The 19,203-nt window shown below is 66.0% G+C and carries 17 protein-coding genes; 11 read left to right on the plus strand and 6 right to left on the minus strand.

Annotated features, from left to right (window positions below; all coding sequences use genetic code 11):
• Positions 1 to 311 precede the first annotated feature (311 nt).
• Together ACE3TJ_RS07455 and ACE3TJ_RS07460 are read left to right on the plus strand one after the other, a co-directional pair.
• A complete protein-coding gene (locus ACE3TJ_RS07455) occupies positions 312 to 2,699 on the plus strand; it encodes a penicillin acylase family protein (protein ID WP_374595392.1) in 2,388 nt (795 codons plus the stop codon).
• A gap of 76 nt (positions 2,700 to 2,775) precedes the next feature.
• A complete protein-coding gene (locus ACE3TJ_RS07460; protein ID WP_374595393.1) occupies positions 2,776 to 3,414 on the plus strand; it encodes a helix-turn-helix domain-containing protein in 639 nt (212 codons plus the stop codon).
• Between the two features lie 10 nt (positions 3,415 to 3,424).
• Here the strand turns inward: ACE3TJ_RS07460 and ACE3TJ_RS07465 are convergent, their stop codons facing one another.
• Positions 3,425 to 4,501, minus strand: a complete 1,077-nt coding sequence (locus tag ACE3TJ_RS07465; protein ID WP_374595394.1) for an NAD(P)/FAD-dependent oxidoreductase — start codon at positions 4,499 to 4,501, stop codon at positions 3,425 to 3,427.
• Between the two features lie 80 nt (positions 4,502 to 4,581).
• Here ACE3TJ_RS07465 and ACE3TJ_RS07470 point away from each other — a divergent pair, with 80 nt between their 5' ends.
• Positions 4,582 to 6,219: an amidohydrolase family protein gene (locus tag ACE3TJ_RS07470; RefSeq protein ID WP_374595396.1), complete on the plus strand. Its 1,638-nt coding sequence runs from the start codon at positions 4,582 to 4,584 to the stop codon at positions 6,217 to 6,219.
• Here the strand turns inward: ACE3TJ_RS07470 and ACE3TJ_RS07475 are convergent.
• The gene (locus ACE3TJ_RS07475) at positions 6,216 to 7,430 is read right to left on the minus strand and encodes a cytochrome P450 (protein WP_374595398.1); all 1,215 of its coding nucleotides are present in this window, start codon (positions 7,428 to 7,430) and stop codon (positions 6,216 to 6,218) included. The genes ACE3TJ_RS07470 and ACE3TJ_RS07475 overlap by 4 nt on opposite strands.
• A 4-nt stretch (positions 7,431 to 7,434) precedes the next feature.
• A complete protein-coding gene (locus ACE3TJ_RS07480) occupies positions 7,435 to 8,853 on the minus strand; it encodes a serine hydrolase domain-containing protein (protein ID WP_374595400.1) in 1,419 nt (472 codons plus the stop codon).
• Between the two features lie 201 nt (positions 8,854 to 9,054).
• On the opposite strand from ACE3TJ_RS07480, the gene ACE3TJ_RS07485 reads away from it, so the two are divergent.
• The gene (locus ACE3TJ_RS07485) at positions 9,055 to 9,798 is read left to right on the plus strand and encodes an HPP family protein (RefSeq protein WP_374595402.1); all 744 of its coding nucleotides are present in this window, start codon (positions 9,055 to 9,057) and stop codon (positions 9,796 to 9,798) included.
• Positions 9,799 to 9,807: 9 nt separating this feature from the next.
• On the opposite strand, the gene ACE3TJ_RS07490 is transcribed toward ACE3TJ_RS07485, so the two are convergent.
• Positions 9,808 to 10,293: an Lrp/AsnC family transcriptional regulator gene (locus tag ACE3TJ_RS07490; protein ID WP_374595404.1), complete on the minus strand. Its 486-nt coding sequence runs from the start codon at positions 10,291 to 10,293 to the stop codon at positions 9,808 to 9,810.
• A 120-nt stretch (positions 10,294 to 10,413) separates the two neighbouring features.
• Between ACE3TJ_RS07490 and ACE3TJ_RS07495 the strand changes: the two genes are divergently transcribed.
• The 4 genes from ACE3TJ_RS07495 to ACE3TJ_RS07510 are packed head-to-tail and all read left to right on the plus strand — an operon-like array spanning position 10,414 to position 14,935.
• Positions 10,414 to 11,469: a Leu/Phe/Val dehydrogenase gene (locus tag ACE3TJ_RS07495; RefSeq protein ID WP_374595406.1), complete on the plus strand. Its 1,056-nt coding sequence runs from the start codon at positions 10,414 to 10,416 to the stop codon at positions 11,467 to 11,469.
• A gap of 17 nt (positions 11,470 to 11,486) precedes the next feature.
• Positions 11,487 to 12,716, plus strand: a complete 1,230-nt coding sequence (locus tag ACE3TJ_RS07500) for a 3-methyl-2-oxobutanoate dehydrogenase (2-methylpropanoyl-transferring) subunit alpha (RefSeq protein ID WP_374595408.1) — start codon at positions 11,487 to 11,489, stop codon at positions 12,714 to 12,716.
• A 13-nt stretch (positions 12,717 to 12,729) separates the two neighbouring features.
• Positions 12,730 to 13,734 (plus strand): alpha-ketoacid dehydrogenase subunit beta, encoded by a 1,005-nt coding sequence (locus tag ACE3TJ_RS07505; RefSeq protein ID WP_374599347.1) that lies wholly within the window; start codon positions 12,730 to 12,732, stop codon positions 13,732 to 13,734.
• 4 nt (positions 13,735 to 13,738) lie between these two features.
• The gene (locus ACE3TJ_RS07510; protein ID WP_374595410.1) at positions 13,739 to 14,935 is read left to right on the plus strand and encodes a dihydrolipoamide acetyltransferase family protein; all 1,197 of its coding nucleotides are present in this window, start codon (positions 13,739 to 13,741) and stop codon (positions 14,933 to 14,935) included.
• Position 14,936: 1 nt separating this feature from the next.
• Here the strand turns inward: ACE3TJ_RS07510 and ACE3TJ_RS07515 are convergent, their stop codons facing one another.
• Both ACE3TJ_RS07515 and ACE3TJ_RS07520 read right to left on the minus strand, forming a co-directional pair.
• On the minus strand, positions 14,937 to 15,608 hold the full coding sequence (locus ACE3TJ_RS07515; RefSeq protein ID WP_374595412.1) for a peptidylprolyl isomerase: 672 nt from the start codon (positions 15,606 to 15,608) through the stop codon (positions 14,937 to 14,939).
• A 53-nt stretch (positions 15,609 to 15,661) separates the two neighbouring features.
• The gene (locus ACE3TJ_RS07520; protein ID WP_374595414.1) at positions 15,662 to 16,477 is read right to left on the minus strand and encodes a ferredoxin--NADP reductase; all 816 of its coding nucleotides are present in this window, start codon (positions 16,475 to 16,477) and stop codon (positions 15,662 to 15,664) included.
• 195 nt (positions 16,478 to 16,672) lie between these two features.
• On the opposite strand from ACE3TJ_RS07520, the gene ACE3TJ_RS07525 reads away from it, so the two are divergent.
• The 3 genes from ACE3TJ_RS07525 to ACE3TJ_RS07535 are packed head-to-tail and all read left to right on the plus strand — an operon-like array spanning position 16,673 to position 19,201.
• Entirely contained in the window at positions 16,673 to 18,091 is a 1,419-nt protein-coding gene (locus ACE3TJ_RS07525; RefSeq protein ID WP_374595416.1) for a cytochrome ubiquinol oxidase subunit I, read from the plus strand.
• A complete protein-coding gene (gene cydB / locus ACE3TJ_RS07530; protein WP_374595418.1) occupies positions 18,088 to 19,092 on the plus strand; it encodes a cytochrome d ubiquinol oxidase subunit II in 1,005 nt (334 codons plus the stop codon). The genes ACE3TJ_RS07525 and cydB overlap by 4 nt, the downstream gene beginning before the upstream one ends.
• Complete coding sequence (locus ACE3TJ_RS07535; RefSeq protein WP_374595420.1) at positions 19,079 to 19,201, plus strand: DUF2474 family protein; 123 nt, start codon at positions 19,079 to 19,081, stop codon at positions 19,199 to 19,201. Before cydB ends, ACE3TJ_RS07535 begins: the two co-directional genes overlap by 14 nt.
• The last annotated feature ends 2 nt before the right edge of the window (positions 19,202 to 19,203 follow it).

The following is a 19,203-nucleotide window of genomic DNA, read 5'->3' on the forward strand; positions in this document are numbered from 1 at the left end:
TTCGTCCCCACAGGCCACCCTCATGACCCGTGCCAATCCTTCAAAAGGATTTTCCTATATAGCTCCAACTTTTCCTATAATGTCAATCCGACTCATGTCGCGGCTCTCCCGGCAGGCCGAATGATCCCACAAAAGATGATGAAATTTCACTCAATACATTGAAATATAAATACTATATCTAAAAATGTGATCAATGGGGAAGGCTGCAACCGCTCTTGCTGGCACCCTGTCGAAATTAGTGTATATGAAAAATCGATCATATCGGAGACCATCTCCGGCACATCGGCAATCGCCAGCAGGACGTCCGGGGCATGAAAAAATTCGGCAAGACAAAATGGATACTCGGCGGCACCGCGTTCGCGCTGCTGGCGCTCGCCGCGGGCACATACGGATGGCTGCGCACATCGCTGCCCGACTATTCCGGCACACGGCAGGTCGCCGGGATCAGCGGCACCCTTGAGATCGTGCGCGATGCGCGTGCCGTGCCGCATATCTTCGCCGCGACACGTGACGACGGCTATTTCGGACTCGGCTTCGTCCATGGCCAGGATCGGCTCTGGAATCTCGAAATGACACGCCGCGCCGCACACGGGCGCCTTGCGGAAGCGATCGGCAGCGACGGGCTCGGCACCGACAAGCTCGTTGCCGCGCTCGATATCGAAGCCATCGCCGATCGCACCGAGCGCGGCTATTCGCCGTCAACGCGCAGTGCCATCCGCGCCTATGTCGCGGGGATCAACGCGGCGCTCGATGCGCGGCGCGGGGCGCTGCCCCCTGAATTCCTGCTCACCGGCACCGCGCCGGGGCGCTGGGAGGCGCGCGACGTCAGCCGCGTCGCCGGGTTGCTGACGCTCGGCTTTGGAGACTGGCGCGACGAGCTGTTGCGCGCCCGCCTGCTCCCCGCGATCGACTGCGATGCACTGCGTTCGCTGTTCGCCTCCGCTGCAGACGTCAGCCCGGTGACGCATCCGGATGCACCGCAGGCGCCGGGCGCGGCGGCAGACACGTGCGGCGCAGTGGCGCTGAAGCCCGTGAAGACGGCATTCGCCGAACCGCTCCCCTTCGGCCGCGCGCTCCCCGCATCGAACAGCTGGGCGGTCGCGGGCACGCGCACGGCGAGCGGCAAGCCCCTGCTCGCCAACGATCCGCACGGGCCGCTCACCGCCCCGGCGGACTATTATCCCGTCCGCATCGTCGGCGCGGATTTCGAGCTGGTCGGCGCCTCCCGCCCCGGCCTTCCGGGCCTCGCGACGGCGCGCAACCGCGACATCGCGTGGGGCATCACCGATGTGATGGCGGACCAGACCGACCTCTTCGTCGAGCGCGTCGATCCGGCCGATCCGACGCAATACATGACGCCTGCGGGGCCTCGGAAATTCGTGACGCGCACGGTGACGATCCCGGTGAAGGACAAGGCGCCCGAGCGCATCGTGCTGCGCTACACCGCGCACGGCCCGGTGCTTTCGGACATCGACGACGAAGCCGCCCGGCTGGTGCGCGAGCAACTGCCGCCGGGCCATGTCGTTGCGCTCGCCGGTGTCGACTTCCCAGGCGGCCAGCCGATCATGGAGGCCTTCGTGAACATCGCGGCAGCGCGCGACTGGCCGGAATTCGAACGCGCGATCGCGAACTTCCATTTCCAGCACAATTTCGCGTTCGCCGATCGTTCGGGCACGATCGCGATGGCGACCGCCGCGCGCATCCCGCGCCGCGGCGGGGACGGCTTCCTGCCCGCGCCCGGCTGGGACGCGCGCTTCGCGTGGACCGGTTACGCCTATCCGCGGGAGATGCCGCGAACGGTGAACCCTGCATCGGGCTTCGTCGCCAATGCCAACAACCGCACGCTCAACGGAGACCACCTGTACGACAGCACCGCGTTCGAGCCGGGCTGGCGCGCCGCGCGCATCGTCCAGCAGCTCGGCACGGCGAAAGGCGCCGATCGGGAAACGATGCGGAAGCTCCAGCTCGATACGGTTTCGGCGCAGGTCGGCGCGATGAAACCCATCCTCGCCGCGATGACCCCCGCCACGGCGGACGGCCGCGCCGCGCTCGCCGCGCTGCGGCGCTGGAACGGCGACATGGCAACCGGCAGGGCCGAGCCACTGATCTGGTCGGCGTGGTACAGGGCGGCGGTAACGGCGCTTCTGGAGCCTAGGCTCGGCGCGCTTGCGAAGGACTATCTCGGCGCGACGCGCCCGCGCCTCGAACGCCTGCTCGCCGGGGAAGGCGGATGGTGCGCGCGCGATGCCTGCCGGGCGCTCGCCGCCCGCGCGCTCGACACGGCGGTGAAGGATCTGCGCGCGCAATATGGCGACATGGACACATGGCGCTGGGGCGACGTGCACCGCGTGCGCTTCAAGCACGACATCTTCTCGCATCTGCCGCTCGTCGGGGCGCACCTCGTCGCCTCGCCCGCCGCGCCGGGCGACGCGACGACGGTGAACGCCGGGCTCAGCAATCTCTGGGGCGACGATCCCTACGCGGATGTCTACGGCGCGCGCTATCGCCAGATCGTCGATCTCGCCGATCCCGCGCAGAGCCTTTACATGATCGCGCCCGGCATGTCGGGCAACGTGCTGTCGCCGTGGTTCGGGCATATGGCGGAAGACTGGGCGGCGGGGCGTTATTTCCCGCTCACGGGCAGCGCCGCCGAACTCCGCAAGGATTCGGTGGGTGCGCTGACGCTGAAACCGCGATGATCAGCGGCTGTTCCGCTTTCCATCCTTTTGACCTATTGCGGTTGTCTGTTCGTTGAAACTTGCCGGGAGCGTATGGATGGGCCGACCGCCCACGAAACTCGCTGAAGCGCTGCGCGCGCTGCGCCGCCGCATGGGGCTCACCATGTCGGAAGTCAGCCGCCGCACGGGCATCGCCATCTCGACGCTGTCGAAGGTCGAATCCGGGAAGATGTCGCTCACCTACGACAAGCTCACGCAGCTCTGTCAGGGTCTCGGCGTCGATTTCGCCGATCTGCTCGGTGGTTCGTCTCCGGCGCAGGGCGACTCCTCGGCAAAGGGGCGGCGCAGTATCAATCGCATCGGCGAAGGCGTCGTCGTGCGCACCGAGCATTATGATCACTGCTATCTCAGCACCGACGTGTCGGGAAAAGCGTTCGTGCCGCTTGTCGTCTCGCCGCAGTCGCATTCCTTTTCGGACTTTCCCGACTACGTGCGCCACGGCGGCGAGGAGTTCGTCTACGTCCTCGAAGGCGCGCTCGAGGTGCACTCCGAATATTACAAGCCGGTGATCCTGCAGGCAGGCGAATCCATGTGGATGGACAGCCAGATGGGCCACGCCTACGTCGCGCATGGCGACACGCCGTGCCGCGTGATCGCGGTGTGTTCGGGGAACGAGACCGAGCTGATCGACGCGGTGAACGCCGTCGATCATCACCCGCCGCAAAAGCCGGAATAAACGCCGGCGTTCAGGTGATGCGTGCGGGATCGAGCGCGCGCAGCAATTCAGGCGTCACGCCTTCAGGAAGCGCCGTGCCGCTTGCGAGCGCGGCAGTGATGGCGCCTGCAGCGGGCGCGGTCTGCACGCCGTAGCCGCCGAGTGCGGCGAGCCAGAAGAAGCCCGGCACCGCGGCGTCCGCGCCGATCAGCGGGCTTTCGTCGGGTACAAAACTGCGCAGCCCCGCCCACGTGTGCGTCACGCGCCGCACCTCCTCGCCGGTGAGGCTCTGGTAGCGATCGATCGCGACGGCGATATCCATGTCCTCCGCCCAGCTGTCGCACGGCGGCGAGGGTGTCCGGTCTGCCGGAGATACCATCAGCTTCCCGGCTTCGGGCTTGAAGTACACGCTCTCCTCGACGTCGACGACCATCGGCCAGTCCTCAAGGTTGCTGCCTGCGGGCGGATCGATCAGCGCCGCGCTGCGCCGCAGCGGCTGGATGCCCTTCGGCGCAGCCCCGAACAGCGCACCCACCGTGTCCGCCCACGCTCCCGCGGCGTTGATCACGACCGGCGCGGATACATTTTGCGCGCCATTGGAGACGTGCCAGAGTCCGCCCTGCCATTCAGCCGAACGCACGTCGAAGTCGGTCAGAAGCGTGCCGCTATTCGCCTTCAGCGTTCGTGCGTAGGCCATGTGCATCGCGTGCACGTCGATGTCCCGCGCATCCGTTTCCAGCCACGCGTGCGAGAGGGTTTCGGGCCGCAGCAGCGGCATCAGCGCAGCGGCGGCTTCCGCCGAAATGCGTTCCCGGCCCGGTACCGGCCCACCCGGATCGCCGTCCTTCCGCGCAACGACCAGGATGCCGCGCCTGCGCCCCAGCATCTCCTGCCCCGCTGCCGTGAAGGCACGCGCGCTGATCGCGGTCAGCGCCTGCACCACCTCATTGCCGTAGCTGTGCACGAAAATCGCTGCGGATCGGCCGGAGCTGTGGTGGCACGGCTGGCTTTCGCGTTCGAGGAGCAGCGTCTTGCCGCACGCCGAAAGCGCCGCAGCGGCTGACAGGCCGACGATGCCGCCCCCGATAACGATGAAATCGAAACGCATGTTGCAACCTTGAATGACCCCTATGTTTCCTATACGCTAAAATCAATTCGTCTAGCGAAAACTGTAAAGGGCCTCTCCGCGTGAAGATCATCAACTTCAACGTCTCCAAAACCTGCCTGAAAGCGGCTTGCGCGGTCGCGGCGCTGGCCCTTGCCGCCTGTGCCGGACAGCCCGAGCGGCTGGACCTGCTCGTGCGCGGCGGGCTTGTCTATGACGGCACGGGATCGCCGCCCCGCGCGGCTGATGTCGGAATCGCAGGCGGCCAGATCCGGTTCGTGAAGAAGGCGTCGCGCGTCGTCGCGGCACGCACGATCGATGCCAGCGGCCTCGCCGTCGCGCCGGGCTTCATCGATGCGCACAGCCATGCCCCCGAAGCCGTCGAACGCATCGAGGGGCCGTTCATCGATGCGCAGGACCTGTCGCAGGGCGTCACCACGATCATGGCGAGCCCCGACGGCGGCCTTTCACCGCGCGTGATGCGGCAGCTGAGCGGTATGCTCGCCACAAAAGGCATGGGGGTCAACCACGGCTGCTACGTCGGCCACAACGGTATCCGCGAAGAGGTGATGCCGGAGCAGCGCCGCGCGGCGACGCCCGAGGAGATCGAACGCATGGCGGCGCTGGTGCGCGAAGGGATGGAGATGGGCTGCGTCGGCCTTTCCACCGGGCTCATGTATGACCCCGGCATGTTCGCGACCGAGGCCGAGGTGCAGACGCTTGCCGCCGCAGTAAAGCCCTATGGTGGCACCTACGATTCGCACACGCGCGATCCCGGCTTCCACATGGTGGAATCGGAACGCGAAGCAATCGAACTCGGCAAGGCCGTGGGCATCCCCGCAAAGCTCGCACACCTGAAAGCCACGGGCCTCACCAACAAGGGCCGCATCGGCGAGGTCATCACGATGGTCGAGGCGGCGCGCGCGCAAGGCTTCGACATCGTCGCAGATCAATATCCGTTCGACGGCGCGACCGTGCGCGCGGTCTACGATCTCTTCGTCCTCCCCGACGGGCGCGGCGACCGGAAGGTGACGGAGGCGGAGGTGCGCGCCGCGCTCGCCGATCCTGCCCGCCGCGCCGCCGTGCGCGAGGCGACGGAACACGGCGTCGACAAGGGCTTCTCTTGGATCAAGGCCGTCGGCTACGGCAGCATGAGGATCGTCGATGCGCCGGAGAACCCCGACCTCGTCGGCGAGAACCTCGAGCTGCTGGCGAAGAAGCGCGGTGTCGCGCCGTTCGATCTCCTCGCCGATCTCGCCGCGCGCAACGCCGTTCGCGTCACGCTCGGCACGATCGACGAGGCGGATATCCTGGAGCTGATCGTGAAGCCGTGGGTGATGGTCGCGAGCGACGGCGCCTATGTCGACGCGCAGTCGCTGGCACGCGGCTATGCGCATCCACGCGCGAGCGGCAGCTTCACACGCGTGCTCGGCCATTACAGCCGCGACCTCAAACTCTTCCCGCTCGAAGAGGCGATCCGCAAGATGACGGGCTTTCCCGCCGCGCATCTCGGCCTTGCCGATCGCGGCCGCCTGATGCCCGGACTCGCGGCGGACGTCGTGCTGTTCGATCCCGCCACCGTCGCCGCGCGCGCCACCTATGCGGACCCTGGCGCCCTTTCCACCGGCATCGTCACCGTGATCGTGAACGGCAAGGTCGCTTTCGAGAACGGCAAGCCGACCGGCGTCACCGCAGGGCAGTTCGTGCCAAGGAAACGCTAGGCGCGCTCGATCTCGACCGGCAAGCTGGCGAGCCCGCGCAGCGTGTTGTTGTGGCGGCGGACGACGTCGCCCGCGATGCGAAGGCACTTTACGCGCCGCACGAGCGCGTCCAGCACCAGCTCGCCTTCCATCCGCGCGAGAATCTGCCCGACGCATTGATGAATGCCGGCACCGAAGCCCACGTGGCCGAGTGTCTTCCGCGTGATGTCGTACCGCTCCGGTACATCCCACTGGCGCGGATCGCGATTGGCCGAGGCGAGCATCATCAGGATCTTGTCGCCTTCCTGCACGCGCGCGCCGCCGATCTCGGTATCGCGCGTCGCGGTTCGGAAGAAGGTCTGCACCGGCGATTCGAACCGGATCGCCTCGTCGAACGCCGCCTTCGCAAGCGCCGGCTCGGCGCGCAAACGTTCCCACTGATCGGGGAAACGCGCGAGGCAATAGAGCGTCGCGCCGATCGCATTCACCGTGGTGTCGAGCCCCGCCTGCAGCAGCGCCCGCACCAGCAGCGGCGCTTCGTCGTGGCTGATCTCGCCGCGATCGGCGGCTTCGTGGATCACAAGGCCGAGCCCCGGCGACAGATTCTCGCGCCGGCCCTGTTCCTCGATCCAGTCGAAGCTCGCCTGCGCGCGCGACGCCTCGAACAGCGCGTTGCGCGGGCCGAAGGAATTGAACAGCATCTCGGCGTGCGGCAGTAGCTTTTCGCGCCCCTCGCGCTTCATACCCATCGCATCGGGGAACACCCGCAGCGGATAAGCTTCGGCAAGATCGCAAACGGCATCGAACCGTCCGGTTGCAACCACCTGCTCCACGATCGCCTCGGCTTCCGCCGCGAAGCGCGCGCGCAGCCCCTTGAGCACGGGCGGCGAGAGCGCACGGCTGAGGACACCGCGCGAACGCGTGTGGAGTGGTGGGTCCGCCTCCAGGATCAGACTCGGCAGGCGGAAGCGGCCGTGCCGCTGGAAATCCTCCATGCCGACGCCGCGCGCCGAGGAAAAACGCTCCCAGTCCGTAAGCGCCTCGCGCACGTGCTCGTACCGCGCGACCGCCCCGATATTATATTGCCCGAGCCACACGAACGGCCCCGCCTCGCGCATCGCCTCGTGCGCCGGAAACGGATCGTCGAAGAACGACGCCGAGAACGGATCGATATCGAGCACGGGCACGCCCGGCGGCGGCGCTGTGTCGTAGATGGCGTAGGGTGACAACATCGGCTTATGCCCCGGTGCGGTGAAACGGCATGTCGCTGCCGTGATAATCCAGAAACAGCGTCGCGCCTTCCCCTGATCGTTCGAACCTGAAGGTCTGTTCGCTGTCGCGCGGGGAAACGAAGCGATTGTCGCCGAGATGGATGAGCGCGATCTCCTGCTTCTCGCCCGGCTGCCCGCCCCGGCTCGGCGTGCCCGTCTCCAGCCACAGCTTGCCGTCATGCAGCGAGAAGCGCAGGCGGTCGATCCCGAGACGGCGGTTGCCGACAACATATTCCCCTGCAATCCAAGACGCGGCGGCCATGTCGAACGGCGTGTCGATCCGTTCGGGTTCATGTTGGCCGAGGAAGATTCGCGCGATGCGGTTCGAGAGCGTCATCGCGCCGAAATTCTCGCCCTGGCTGTTGGCGACGACCGCCACCGACAATTTCTGATCGGGATAGTGCGCGAAATGTGCCGAGAAGCCGTAGATCGCGCCGGCGTGCGAAAACCTGCGAACACCGCCGAGGTTGCCTTCGACAAGACAGCCCTGCGTATAGCTGTTGCGCGAGCCGTCGCCGAGCGTGCCGTGTGCCAGCAGGCGTTCGCGCACGCTTGGCGCCGTCTTCTTTCCGAACAGGCCGTCGGCGAAGCGCAGCAGGTCAGGCGCGGTCGAAACGGCGGCGCCCGCCGAGAACGGCACCAGCCAGTCGTAGCGCGTGGCAGGCGTGAACGCGCCGTCCCGGCTCTGATAGCCGAACGCGCGGTTCGCCTCTCCTTCCGGCGCTGCCGCGAAGTCGCTGCGTTTCATGCCGAACCGCGCGAATATTTCGCGCTTCACATAGGCGTCGTAGGGCGCGCCGCCCACCGCCTCGATGATGAGGCCGAGCAGGTAGGTGTTCGAATTCGAATAGCTGAAGTTTTCGCCCGGCGCGAAGCGCAGCGGTTTTGCCGCGAAGAACGCCGTCATGTCGTCCCGCGAAAGTCCCGTCGGCTTGCGATAGGGGAAGTCCTTCATCTCGATATAATTCTCGATGCCCGAGGTGTGATCGAGGAGATGCCGGACCGCGACGTCGCGCGCCGGTGCGGCAAGGCCGGGAAGATAGCGGGCGGCGGGCGCCGACGTATCCACGCGGCCCGCGTCCGCAAGCTGCTGGACCGCAAGGCAGGTCATCGGCTTGGTGATCGAACCGACCGGAAAGCGCGTGTCCGCATTCACGGGGATCTTGCGCTCGACGTCGGCGAAGCCGAAGCCGTACTGATAGACGACCTTGCCGCCGCGGGAGACGGCGACGGCAATCCCCGCGAAGGGCCCATCCTTCAGCGCCGCGCGTGCCGCGGCGTCGGCAGCGGCAGCCTCCGCAGCAGTACGGGTTTCTGCGCGGACCTCCGCGGCGCCAACCAACACGAGGACAATCGACACGGTGCGAAGCATGGGCTGTTTCATGCCGAATTCCTTTTCATGGGACGCGGATGGCAATTAGCGTATAAGAAAACTATTCTTATACGCAATAGCATATGCACCAAACCACAAAGGCTCTGCCGCGCGCAGGACGCCGTTGCCGGAGCCTCTCCGACAGATTCTGTTTGGGAACGCCATGTTTTCATTTGTTGTTTGGAACGCACGCGGGCGTCTATCCGCAGCCGCATGAACAAAGTGCGTTCCCGGGTTTTCAGGCCGCTCATGGCGGGCGCCAGCTTTTCCGATCGGCTGGTGGCATGCATCGGTGCGCTTGCGGGCATCGCGCTCACCGGGTTCGTCTGTTCGCATCTGCCGCTGGCGCCGCATCAGATTCCCGTCCTCGTGGCGCCGCTTGGCGCCTCCGCCGTCCTCGTATTCGCCGTGCCGGCCAGCCCCCTTGCGCAACCTTGGGCCGTAGTGGGCGGCAACACCATCTCCGCGCTCATCGGCGTCGGCATCGCCGCGTCGATACCGAACGTCCCGCTCGCAGCCGGGCTCGCGGTTGGCGGGGCGATCCTCGTGATGTCGCTGCTGCGCTGCCTGCATCCGCCGGGCGGCGCGGCCGCGCTCACGGCGGTGATCGGCGGCGCGCAGATCACCGAGATGGGCTACGCGTTCGCATTCATGCCGGTCGCGCTCAACTCGCTGCTCCTGGTCGCGCTCGGCTGGGCGTTCCACCGCGTGTCGCGCCACTCCTATCCTCACCGCGCCGCCGATGCGCCCGCTGCTTCGACCGGCATTGAAATGGCCGACATCGACAAGGCGCTCGCCGAACTCGGGGAAACCTTCGACGTGAGCCGGGAGGATCTGGACAGCCTGATCCGCGCGGCGGAGCGCCATGCAGACGCCCGCCGCAGCATCGGCCACCGCGCCGAACGATCGCAGCCTGCTGCTAACGACCGCCTGGCACCCCCGGAGAAAGCCGCCTAGGGCTGCGCCTTACGCCGCCACGTCGCTCTCCAGGATCGGCAATTCCGTCGTCGATTTGATCTCCGACAGCGCCACCATCGAATGCACCTCCTGCACGCCGGGAAGCTGCGAGAGCTTTTCGAAAAAGAAGCGTTCGTAGGTTTCGATGTCGCGCGTCACGATGCGCAGCATGAAATCGACCGGGCCGAGCAGCACGAAGCAGTCGAGCACTTCGGGAAACTCGCGGATCGCGTCGGAGAATTCGTGAAGATTGGAGCGGCCGTGGCGGGTGAGCTTCACCTGCGCGAACACCTGCGTGTTGAGGCCCATCTTGCGCCGATCAAGCAGGCTCACCTGCCCTTTGATGTAGCCCGCTTCTTTCAATCGCTGGATGCGCCGCCAGCAGGGCGCCTGCGACAAGCCGACCTCTTCCGCGATCTCGGTCGTGGGGCGCGACGAATCCTTCTGGAGGAGGGCGAGGATCTTGCGTTCGAATGTGTCCAGCTCTTCAAGCATGTTCTATTCCAGCATTTCATCATTACAGAATAAATCATTCCCTATATCGCCGGATGACCACATACGAGCAATTTTTATCAGCCGGATGCGTGTTAGGCTTTTGCGCGAAGGGGAGGTCCGATGGTCCACCGGCCGCACGAAGCCAGCGATTTTCAGGAAGACATCCACGTCGTCAGCAATGCGGACGGCGAGGCGATCGGTGTCATCGCCATTCACTCGACCGCGCTCGGCCCGGCGGCGGGCGGCTGCCGCTTCTGGCACTACGACAGCCAAGCCGACCTCACCGCCGACGCGATCCGGCTCGCGCGCGGCATGAGCTACAAGAACGCAGTCGCCGGACTGCCGCTCGGCGGCGGCAAGGCGGTGTTGCAACGCCCGGCCGGCAGCTTCGACCGCGCCGCGCTGTTCCGCGCCTTCGGCAATGCCGTGGAAAGCCTTAGCGGCGCTTACGTCACCGCCGAAGACGTCGGCACCACCGTTGCCGACATGGAGCGCGTTCGCGAGCGCACGCGCTTTGTCGCGGGGCTCCATGCGGAGCCGGGCAAGAGCGGCGGCGATCCTTCGCCATGGACGGCGCGCGGCGTATTCGAATCGATGCGCGCGGCGGCACGCTTCGCACTCGGCAGCGATCTCGAAGGTCTTACCGTCGCCGTGCAGGGTACGGGGAACGTCGGCGCGGCGCTCTGCCGGATGCTGCGTGCGGCGGGTGCGCGGCTCGTGATAGCGGATGTCGATCGCCGACGCGTTGACGCGCTCGTCGCCGAACTCGGTGCGCGTGCCGTCGGCGTGGACGAAATCGTTGCCGCCGATGCGGATATCTTCGCGCCGTGCGCGCTCGGCGGGGCACTGAATGCCGGAACGATTCCCGCCCTGAAGGCCCGTCTCATCTGCGGCGCGGCGAACAACCAGCTCGCAACCGAAGCGGACGGCGAAACGTTGATGGCGCGAGGCATCGTCTATGCGCCGGATTACGTCGTGAACGCGGGCGGCATCATCAACGTCTCCGCCGAATATCTCGGTGAGGCGCCCGAGGAGGTCGCGCAGCGCGTCGGCGAGATCGCACCGCGCCTCACCCGCATTCTCGAAGCCGCCGCAAGCGACAACACGCCGCCCCACATCGTCGCAGACGCGCTCGCACGCCGCATCATCGCGCGCGGGCATCGCGCCGCAGCCTGAAATCCAAGAGAACCGCCATGCTGAAGAACAGTTCGCGCCTGCACATTCCCGAGCCCGGCTGCCGCCCCGGCGAAACCCCGGACATGTCGCACATCAAGGTGCCGCCCGCGGGCGAAGTTCGCCGCCCTGCCGAAGATGTCGACCCCGCCGAGATTCGCGATCTCGCCTGGGCGCTGATCCGTGTGCTGGATGACGACGGCAATCCAGTTGGCGACTGGAACCCGGAGCTATCCGCAGACGTGCTTGAAAAAGGCCTGCGCGCGATGATGCTGACGCGCGCTTACGACGCGCGCATGGTGCGCGTACAGCGGCAGGGCAAGACGAGCTTCTACATGAAATCAACGGGCGAGGAGGCTGTCGCCGTCGCGGCGGCGCTCGCGCTCGAATACGGCGACATGTGTTTCCCTACCTATCGTCAGCAGGGCCTGCTCGTGGCGCGCGACTGGCCGCTCGTCGACATGATGAACCAGGTCTATTCGAACAGCCGTGACCGCCTGAAGGGCCGGCAGATGCCGGTGTTCTATTCAAGCCGCGAGGCGGGCTTCTTCTCCATCTCCGGCAACCTCGGCACGCAGTACAGCCAGGCGGTCGGCTGGGCGATGGCCTCCGCCGCCGACAGCGACAACCGCATCGCCGCCGCGTGGATCGGCGAGGGCGCGACGGCTGAGGGCGACTTCCATCACGCGCTCACCTTCGCCAGCGTCTATCAGGCGCCGGTCGTCCTCAACATCGTCAACAACCAGTGGGCGATCTCGTCCTTCTCCGGCATCGCGGGCGGCGAGCGCACGACGTTCGCGTCGCGCGGGCTCGGTTACGGCATCCCGTCGCTGCGTGTCGACGGCAATGATTTCCTCGCCGTCTACGCCGTCACGCGCTGGGCGGCGAACCGGGCGCGCAGCGGCCTCGGCCCGACGGTAATCGAACTCTTCACCTACCGCGCGGAGGGCCACTCCACCTCCGACGATCCAAGCAAATACCGCCCCGGATCGGAGGCGGGCGCGTGGCCGCTCGGCGATCCCATCGAACGGCTGAAAGCACACATGATCGGCGCCGGTCTTTGGAGCGAAGATCAGCACGCGGCGCTGGAAAAAGAACTTGATGAAGTGGTCCGAGCGGCAGGCAAGGAATCCGAAAGCTATGGCACGCTGAAGGAAGGCGCGCGCATCCCGGCCTCCACGATGTTCGACGACGTCTACAAGGAGATGCCGCCGCATCTTGTCGAGCAGCGCAAGCAGGCGGGGGTATAACGCCGTGGCGACGATGAACATGATCGAAGCACTCAACAGCGCGATGGACGTCGCGCTGACGCGCGATCCCGCCGTCACCATCTTCGGACAGGACGTCGGCTATTTCGGCGGCGTATTCCGCGCGACAGACGGACTGCAACGGAAGCACGGTCTCACCCGCGTATTCGACGCGCCGATTTCCGAAGGCGGCATCGTTGCGGTTGCGGTCGGCATGGGCGCTTACGGCAAGCGGCCGGTCGTCGAGATTCAGTTCGCGGATTACATCTATCCCGCCACCGATCAACTCATCTCCGAAGCCGCGCGGATGCGGTATCGCACGGGCGGCGAATGGTGGTCGCCGATCACCGTGCGCAGCCCCTATGGCGGCGGCATCTACGGCGGCCAGACGCACAGCCAGAGCCCTGAAGGCATCTTCACCCATGTGGCGGGCCTAAAAACGGTGATCCCGTCCAACCCCTACGACGCCAAGGGGCTGCTGATCGCAGCGATCGAGGACGACGACCCCGTGCTCTTCTTCGAGCCGAAGCGTCTCTACAATGGGCCCTTCGACGGGCATCACGACAAGCCCGTGGAGCCGTGGTCGAAACACCCGGCGAGCGAGGTGCCGGAAGGGCATTATGTCGTACCGCTCGGCAAGGCGAACATCGTGCGCGCAGGCAGCGCCGTCACCGTGCTCGCCTACGGCACGATGGTGCATGTCGCGCTCGCGGCGGCGAACGAAACCGGCATCGATGCGGAGGTCATCGACCTGCGCACGCTGATGCCGCTCGATCTTGAAACCATCACCCGGTCCGTGAGCCGCACGGGCCGCTGCGTCGTCGTTCACGAAGCGACGCGCACTTGCGGTTTCGGCGCCGAACTCGCCGCGCTGGTGCAGGAGCATTGCTTCTTCGATCTCGAAGCCCCGATCGAGCGCGTGACGGGCTGGGACACGCCTTACCCCCACGCCTTCGAATGGGAATATTTCCCCGGCCCGAAGCGCGTCGGCGATGCACTCCGCCGCGCGGTGGAGGCGTAAGGGCATGGCGAATTACGTCTTCAAGCTCCCCGACATCGGCGAGGGCATCGCCGAGGCCGAACTCGTCCAGTGGTACGTGAAGCCCGGGGACACGGTCGCGGAGGATCAGCCCCTCGCCGACGTGATGACCGACAAGGCGACCGTGGAACTCACCTCGCCGGTTTCCGGCACGATCGTCGCCATCCACGGCGAGGTCGGGCAGCTTCGCCAGATCGGCTCGGCACTCGTCGAATTCGCGCTCGAAGGTGAAGCGCCCGCCGAACCCGCGACGGAAACCGCCGAAGAAGCGCGTCCGCCGGTCGCAGCCGCGCCGGAACCCGCTGCCCCGGATTCCGCAACCACACGGCCGAAAGCCTCGCCGCTGGTGCGGCGCCTCGCCAAGCAGGCCGGTGTGCGGCTGGAGGAGGTGATGGGCTCAGGTCCCTATGGCCGCATCCGCCGTCCGGATTTCGAGGCGCACGTCGCAGGGCTGCGGCAACCGCAAGCTGCGCCGGCCAGCGCGGACGAATTCACCGAGGTGAAGCTCGTCGGCCTGCGCCGCAAGATCGCCGAGAAGATGGAAATCTCCGCGCGACGGATTCCGCATTTCGCTTATGTGGAAGAGGTCGATCTCACTGCGCTTGAAACCGCGCGCGCGCAGCTCAATGCGTGCTATGGAAACGACCGTCCGAAGCTGACGCTGCTGCCCTTCTTCATCCAGGCACTCGTCCGCGTACTACCGCAGTTCCCAAAGATCAACGGGACCTACGACGACGAGACCGGCATCGTCCGGCGCTACACGCCCGTCCATGCGGGCATCGCGACGCAAACCGATAACGGTCTTATCGTGCCGGTCGTGCGAAATGCGCAAACCCTTGGCCTCTGGGATCTCGCTGAGGAGATCGCCCGCCTTGCCGCCGCTGCGCGCGAGGGCACCGCGAAGCGCGACGAACTCTCCGGTTCCACGATCACGATCACCAGCCTCGGCACGCTCGGCGGCATCGCAACAACGCCGGTCATCAACCATCCCGAGGTCGCGATCATCGGCCCCAATCGCCTCGTCGAACGCCCGGTCGTGCGCGGCGGCGCGATCGAGATCCGCAAGATGATGAACATCTCCTCGTCGTTCGACCACCGCGTGGTGGACGGCTACGATGCGGCGCGGTTCATCGGCGAGGTGAAGGCGCTTCTGGAAACCCCGACGCTGCTGCTCGCGCACTGAGTTATTGGCTTCGGCGCGCCGTCAGGATGCGTATCGGGGCCGCGATCATCTGCCCCTTCATCACGCCTGCGCCCAGCGTCGGCGAAGTCGGCGCGTTCATGATCTTGCGCACCGTCTCCATGCCCTCGACGACATGGCCGAACACGGCGAAGCCGAGATTGTCGCCGGGCTTCGAGGGATCGGCATTCAGCGATTCGAGCGCGCCGACGGTGATGAAGAAATCGCCGTCCGCGCTCCCCGGCGCGCCGCGCGCCATGGAGATCGCGCCGTCGGTGTGCGAAAGCCCGGTCTTCGTCGTCGGCTCGTGCGCGATCTTGGGCAGCACCTTCTTGGGGTTGCCCTGCGTCCCGCCCTGGATGAGCCCGTAGCTGCCGTCGTCGGTGAGCTTCATGGCGCGGTAGAACACCGTACCGTCCATCCGCTTCTGGTCGACGTAGCGCAGGAAGTTCGCTGTCGTCAGCGGCGCCCGCTCCTTTTCCAGCGCCAGCACGATCGGGCCCTCGCTGGTCGTGATTGCAACGCGCACGGTCTCGTAGACCTTCTCCGGCGCAGGCGGCGGCGCGGGCGGCGCTTCGGCGGGCGTTGCCAAGGTCTGCGGCTCGGTTTGCGCGAACGACGGCATGGCGGCGGCAACGGCGAGCAGCACGGTGCAAAGGGCGGTCAGGCGAATCATGCCGGCAAGGTTAGTGCGGCTTGCCGTCCGGCGGAATCGCAAATCCGCCTCCCTCAGCCGACGAACGCGCGTTCGATCACATAATGGCCCGGCTCCGCGTTCGATCCTTCCGCAAAACCGCAAGATTCGAACCGCGCGGCGAGCGAACGGATCATCGTCATGCTGCCGCACATCATCACGCGGTCGATTTCGGGGTCGAACGCCTTGGGTCCGGTGAGCGGCGGGCCGAACAGCGTGCCATCTTCGATCAGCGCATCGATGCGGCCGGTGGTGCGGAACGGCTCGCGCGTCACGGTCGGCAGATAGGAAAGCTGCAGCAGCGCCTGGTCCTGCACCAGGGGATCGCCCGCCAGATGGCCTTCGAGCTCGGTTCGGTAGGCAAGATCGCTCACCTGCCGCACCGAATGGACAAGCACGATCTGGTTGAACCGCTCGTAAATGTCGGGATCGCGGACGAGGCTCATGAACGGCGCGAGACCCGTGCCGGTCGAGAGCAGGAACAGCCGCCGTCCCGGCAGCAGGGCGTCGGCGACGAGCGTGCCCGTGGGCTTCCGGCCGAGAAAGAGCTGGTCGCCGGGCTTCACGCGCTGGAGCTGTGAGGTGAGCGGGCCATCGGGGACCTTGATCGACAGGAACTCAAGTTCCTCCGCCCATGCGGGGCTCGCGATCGAATAGGCGCGCAGCAGCGGCCGCCGCTCGCCAGGCAGGCCGATCATCACGAACTCCCCCGAACGGAACCGGAAGCTCGAAGGGCGCGTGATCGTGAAGCTGAACAGATGCTCGTTCCAGTGCCGCACGGCGCGCACGATTTCCACGGTCAGCGCATCGGACGGCGCGAGGATACGGGCTGCCGCGGCGCGGTCACTCATGGGTCGTCTTTCGTCTCAAGCTGGCGAATCGCATGCCTTTCTACGCTATTGCGAATGATTTGCAAATAATCATCGTCTGCACACTCAACTGGACAGAACGTCGCGGAACATCACGTCGCATTGCGGCGGTCGCAGCGGACGCCGAAATGTGGTAGCCAGGTCAAACAGATAGGCTGACGGCAAGGAGTCGCCGCTGTGTTCGAATCACTCTTCGGTTCCGTGGATGCCGTGCTGCTGGCGCGCATCCAGTTCGCGTTCACGGTCAGCTTCCATTTCATCTTCCCCGCCTTCTCGATCGGGCTGGCGAGCTACCTCGCCGTGCTCGAAGGTCTGTGGCTGAAGACGGGGCAGAGCCATTATCTCGATCTTTTCCGCTACTGGCTGAAGATTTTCGCGGTCACCTTCGCGATGGGCGTCGTCTCGGGCATCGTCATGTCCTACCAGTTCGGCACGAACTGGTCGGTGTTCTCCGACAAGGCCGGGCCCGTCATCGGCCCTTTGATGGCCTATGAAGTGCTCACCGCCTTCTTCCTCGAAGCGGGTTTCCTCGGCGTCATGCTGTTCGGCATGAACAAGGTGGGAAAGAAGCTGCACTTTACGGCGACGCTGATGGTGGCGATCGGCACGTTCATCTCGGCCTTCTGGATTCTCAGCGTCAATTCGTGGATGCAGACGCCGACCGGCCACATCATGGGCGAGAACGGCCAGTTCCTGCCCGGGGAGAGCTGGTGGGCGATCATCTTCAACCCCAGCTTCCCCTACCGCCTCGTCCACACGGTGATCGCCGCCTATCTCACCACGGCATTCGTCGTCGGCGCGGTGGGCGCATGGCATCTTCTGAAAGACCGCGTGAACCCGCACGCACGCATCATGTTCTCGATGGCGATGTGGATGGCCGCGCTCGTCGCGCCCGTCCAAATCTTCGCGGGCGACATGCACGGGCTTAACACGCTCGAACACCAGCCGGTGAAGGTGATGGCGATGGAGGGCCACTATCAGAGCCACCCGCAGGGGGCGCCCTTCTATCTCTTCGGTATCCCGAACAGCAAAGAGCAGCGCATCGACTACGCGATCGCGATTCCCAAAGCCTCGTCACTGATCCTGAAGCATGATCCGAACGCGCCTCTTGCCGGCCTCGACACCGTGCCGCGCGACGAACAGCCGCCCGTGGGCATCGTGTTCTGGTCGTTCCGCATCATGGTCGGCATCGGAATGCTGATGCTCGGCATCGGCATGTGGAGTCTCCTCGCCCGCGTGAAAGGCCGCCTCTACGACTGGCCGCTGCTGCACCGCGCGGCGATGGTGATGGGGCCGTCGGGGTTCGTCGCCGTCATCGCGGGCTGGGTGACGACGGAGGTCGGGCGCCAGCCCTACACCGTCTACGGCCTGCTGCGGACCGCTGACAGCGCCTCGCCGCTCGCCGCGCCTGCCGTGGGGGCCTCGCTCGTCGCCTTCGTCATCATCTACTTCGCGGTGTTCGGCGCCGGCACATGGTACATCCTGAAGCTGATGTCGCACCGGCCGAAATCCGGCGAAGCGGGCGTCGAGGCCGAACCCGGACCGGTTCGCACAACGGGCATCACCCCCGCACCCGCGCTGGAGAGCGGACAATGAGCGTCAACATCGATCTCACCACCGTCTGGGCGTTCATCATCGCCTTCGGCATCTTTGCCTATGTGGTGATGGACGGGTTCGATCTCGGCATCGGCATCCTCTTCCCGGTCTTCAAGGGCGAGGAACGCGATCAGGCGATGAACGCCATCGCGCCGGTGTGGGACGGCAACGAGACATGGCTCGTACTCGGCGGCGGCGGGCTTTTCGCCGCCTTCCCGCTCGCCTACGCCATCATCCTGCCCGCCACCTATCCGCTGATCATCGCAATGCTGCTCGGGCTCGTGTTCCGCGGCGTCGCGTTCGAGTTTCGCTGGCGTGATCCCGGCCACCGCGCCTTCTGGGACATGGCGTTCACCGGCGGCTCGATCGTCGCGGCGTTTTCGCAGGGCATGATCCTCGGCGCGATCCTGCAGGGCATCGATGTCGATGGCCGCGCCTATGCCGGCGGCTGGCTCGATTGGCTCAGCCCCTACAGCCTGCTCACCGGCGCGGGCGTCGTCGCGGGCTATGCGCTGCTCGGCGCGACATGGCTGATCGTGAAGGTGGAAGGCGGCGCGCTCGATCATGCCTACCGCCTCGCGGGCCGCGCCGCGATCGCGACGCTGGCGCTGATGATCGCGGTCAGCCTTGCAACGCCCTTCCTCGAACACCGCTACTGGCAGCGCTGGTTCGACATGCCGAACATGCTCTTCACCAGCCAGGTGCCGCTGCTCGTCGCGATCGTCACCTACTTTCTGTTCCGCACGCTGAGGAAGCGCGCCACGTGGTCGCCCTTCCTGCTCGCGCTCGGCCTGTTCCTGCTCGGTACGATCGGCCTTGGTATCAGCATGTTCCCCTATGTGGTGCCGGACAGCGTCACGATCTGGGATGCCGCCGCACCGGAGCGCAGCCAGGTCTTCATGCTCGTGGGCGTCGTCCTCGTCATGCCGCTCATCCTCGCCTACACCGCGTGGGCTTACTGGGTGTTCCGCGGCAAGGTCGGCAGCCATGGCTACCACTAAGACCGAGGCGTCGCTCTGGAAGCGCCTCGCATGGATGGCGGCGATCTGGGCGGCGAGCGTCGCTGTGCTCGGCGTCGTCGCGATGCTGCTGAAGGCCTGGCTGCGCTGAAC

Origin of the sequence: Sphingosinicella sp. (assembly GCF_041916975.1) — a bacterium.
In the GTDB taxonomy this organism is placed as follows: Bacteria; Pseudomonadota; Alphaproteobacteria; order Sphingomonadales; family Sphingomonadaceae; genus Sphingosinicella.

Bases quoted from the DNA above. Each gene is read 5' to 3' on its own strand.
- ACE3TJ_RS07455 (WP_374595392.1), top strand. From the start codon at position 312: ATGAAAAAATTCGGCAAGACAAAATGGATACTCGGCGGCACCGCGTTC.
- ACE3TJ_RS07460 (WP_374595393.1), top strand. From the start codon at position 2,776: ATGGGCCGACCGCCCACGAAACTCGCTGAAGCGCTGCGCGCGCTGCGC.
- ACE3TJ_RS07465 (WP_374595394.1), bottom strand. From the start codon at position 4,501: ATGCGTTTCGATTTCATCGTTATCGGGGGCGGCATCGTCGGCCTGTCA.
- ACE3TJ_RS07475 (WP_374595398.1), bottom strand. From the start codon at position 7,430: ATGTTGTCACCCTACGCCATCTACGACACAGCGCCGCCGCCGGGCGTG.
- ACE3TJ_RS07480 (WP_374595400.1), bottom strand. From the start codon at position 8,853: ATGAAACAGCCCATGCTTCGCACCGTGTCGATTGTCCTCGTGTTGGTT.
- ACE3TJ_RS07485 (WP_374595402.1), top strand. From the start codon at position 9,055: ATGAACAAAGTGCGTTCCCGGGTTTTCAGGCCGCTCATGGCGGGCGCC.
- ACE3TJ_RS07490 (WP_374595404.1), bottom strand. From the start codon at position 10,293: ATGCTTGAAGAGCTGGACACATTCGAACGCAAGATCCTCGCCCTCCTC.
- ACE3TJ_RS07495 (WP_374595406.1), top strand. From the start codon at position 10,414: ATGGTCCACCGGCCGCACGAAGCCAGCGATTTTCAGGAAGACATCCAC.
- ACE3TJ_RS07500 (WP_374595408.1), top strand. From the start codon at position 11,487: ATGCTGAAGAACAGTTCGCGCCTGCACATTCCCGAGCCCGGCTGCCGC.
- ACE3TJ_RS07505 (WP_374599347.1), top strand. From the start codon at position 12,730: ATGAACATGATCGAAGCACTCAACAGCGCGATGGACGTCGCGCTGACG.
- ACE3TJ_RS07510 (WP_374595410.1), top strand. From the start codon at position 13,739: ATGGCGAATTACGTCTTCAAGCTCCCCGACATCGGCGAGGGCATCGCC.
- ACE3TJ_RS07515 (WP_374595412.1), bottom strand. From the start codon at position 15,608: ATGATTCGCCTGACCGCCCTTTGCACCGTGCTGCTCGCCGTTGCCGCC.
- ACE3TJ_RS07520 (WP_374595414.1), bottom strand. From the start codon at position 16,477: ATGAGTGACCGCGCCGCGGCAGCCCGTATCCTCGCGCCGTCCGATGCG.
- cydB (WP_374595418.1), top strand. From the start codon at position 18,088: ATGAGCGTCAACATCGATCTCACCACCGTCTGGGCGTTCATCATCGCC.
- ACE3TJ_RS07535 (WP_374595420.1), top strand. From the start codon at position 19,079: ATGGCTACCACTAAGACCGAGGCGTCGCTCTGGAAGCGCCTCGCATGG.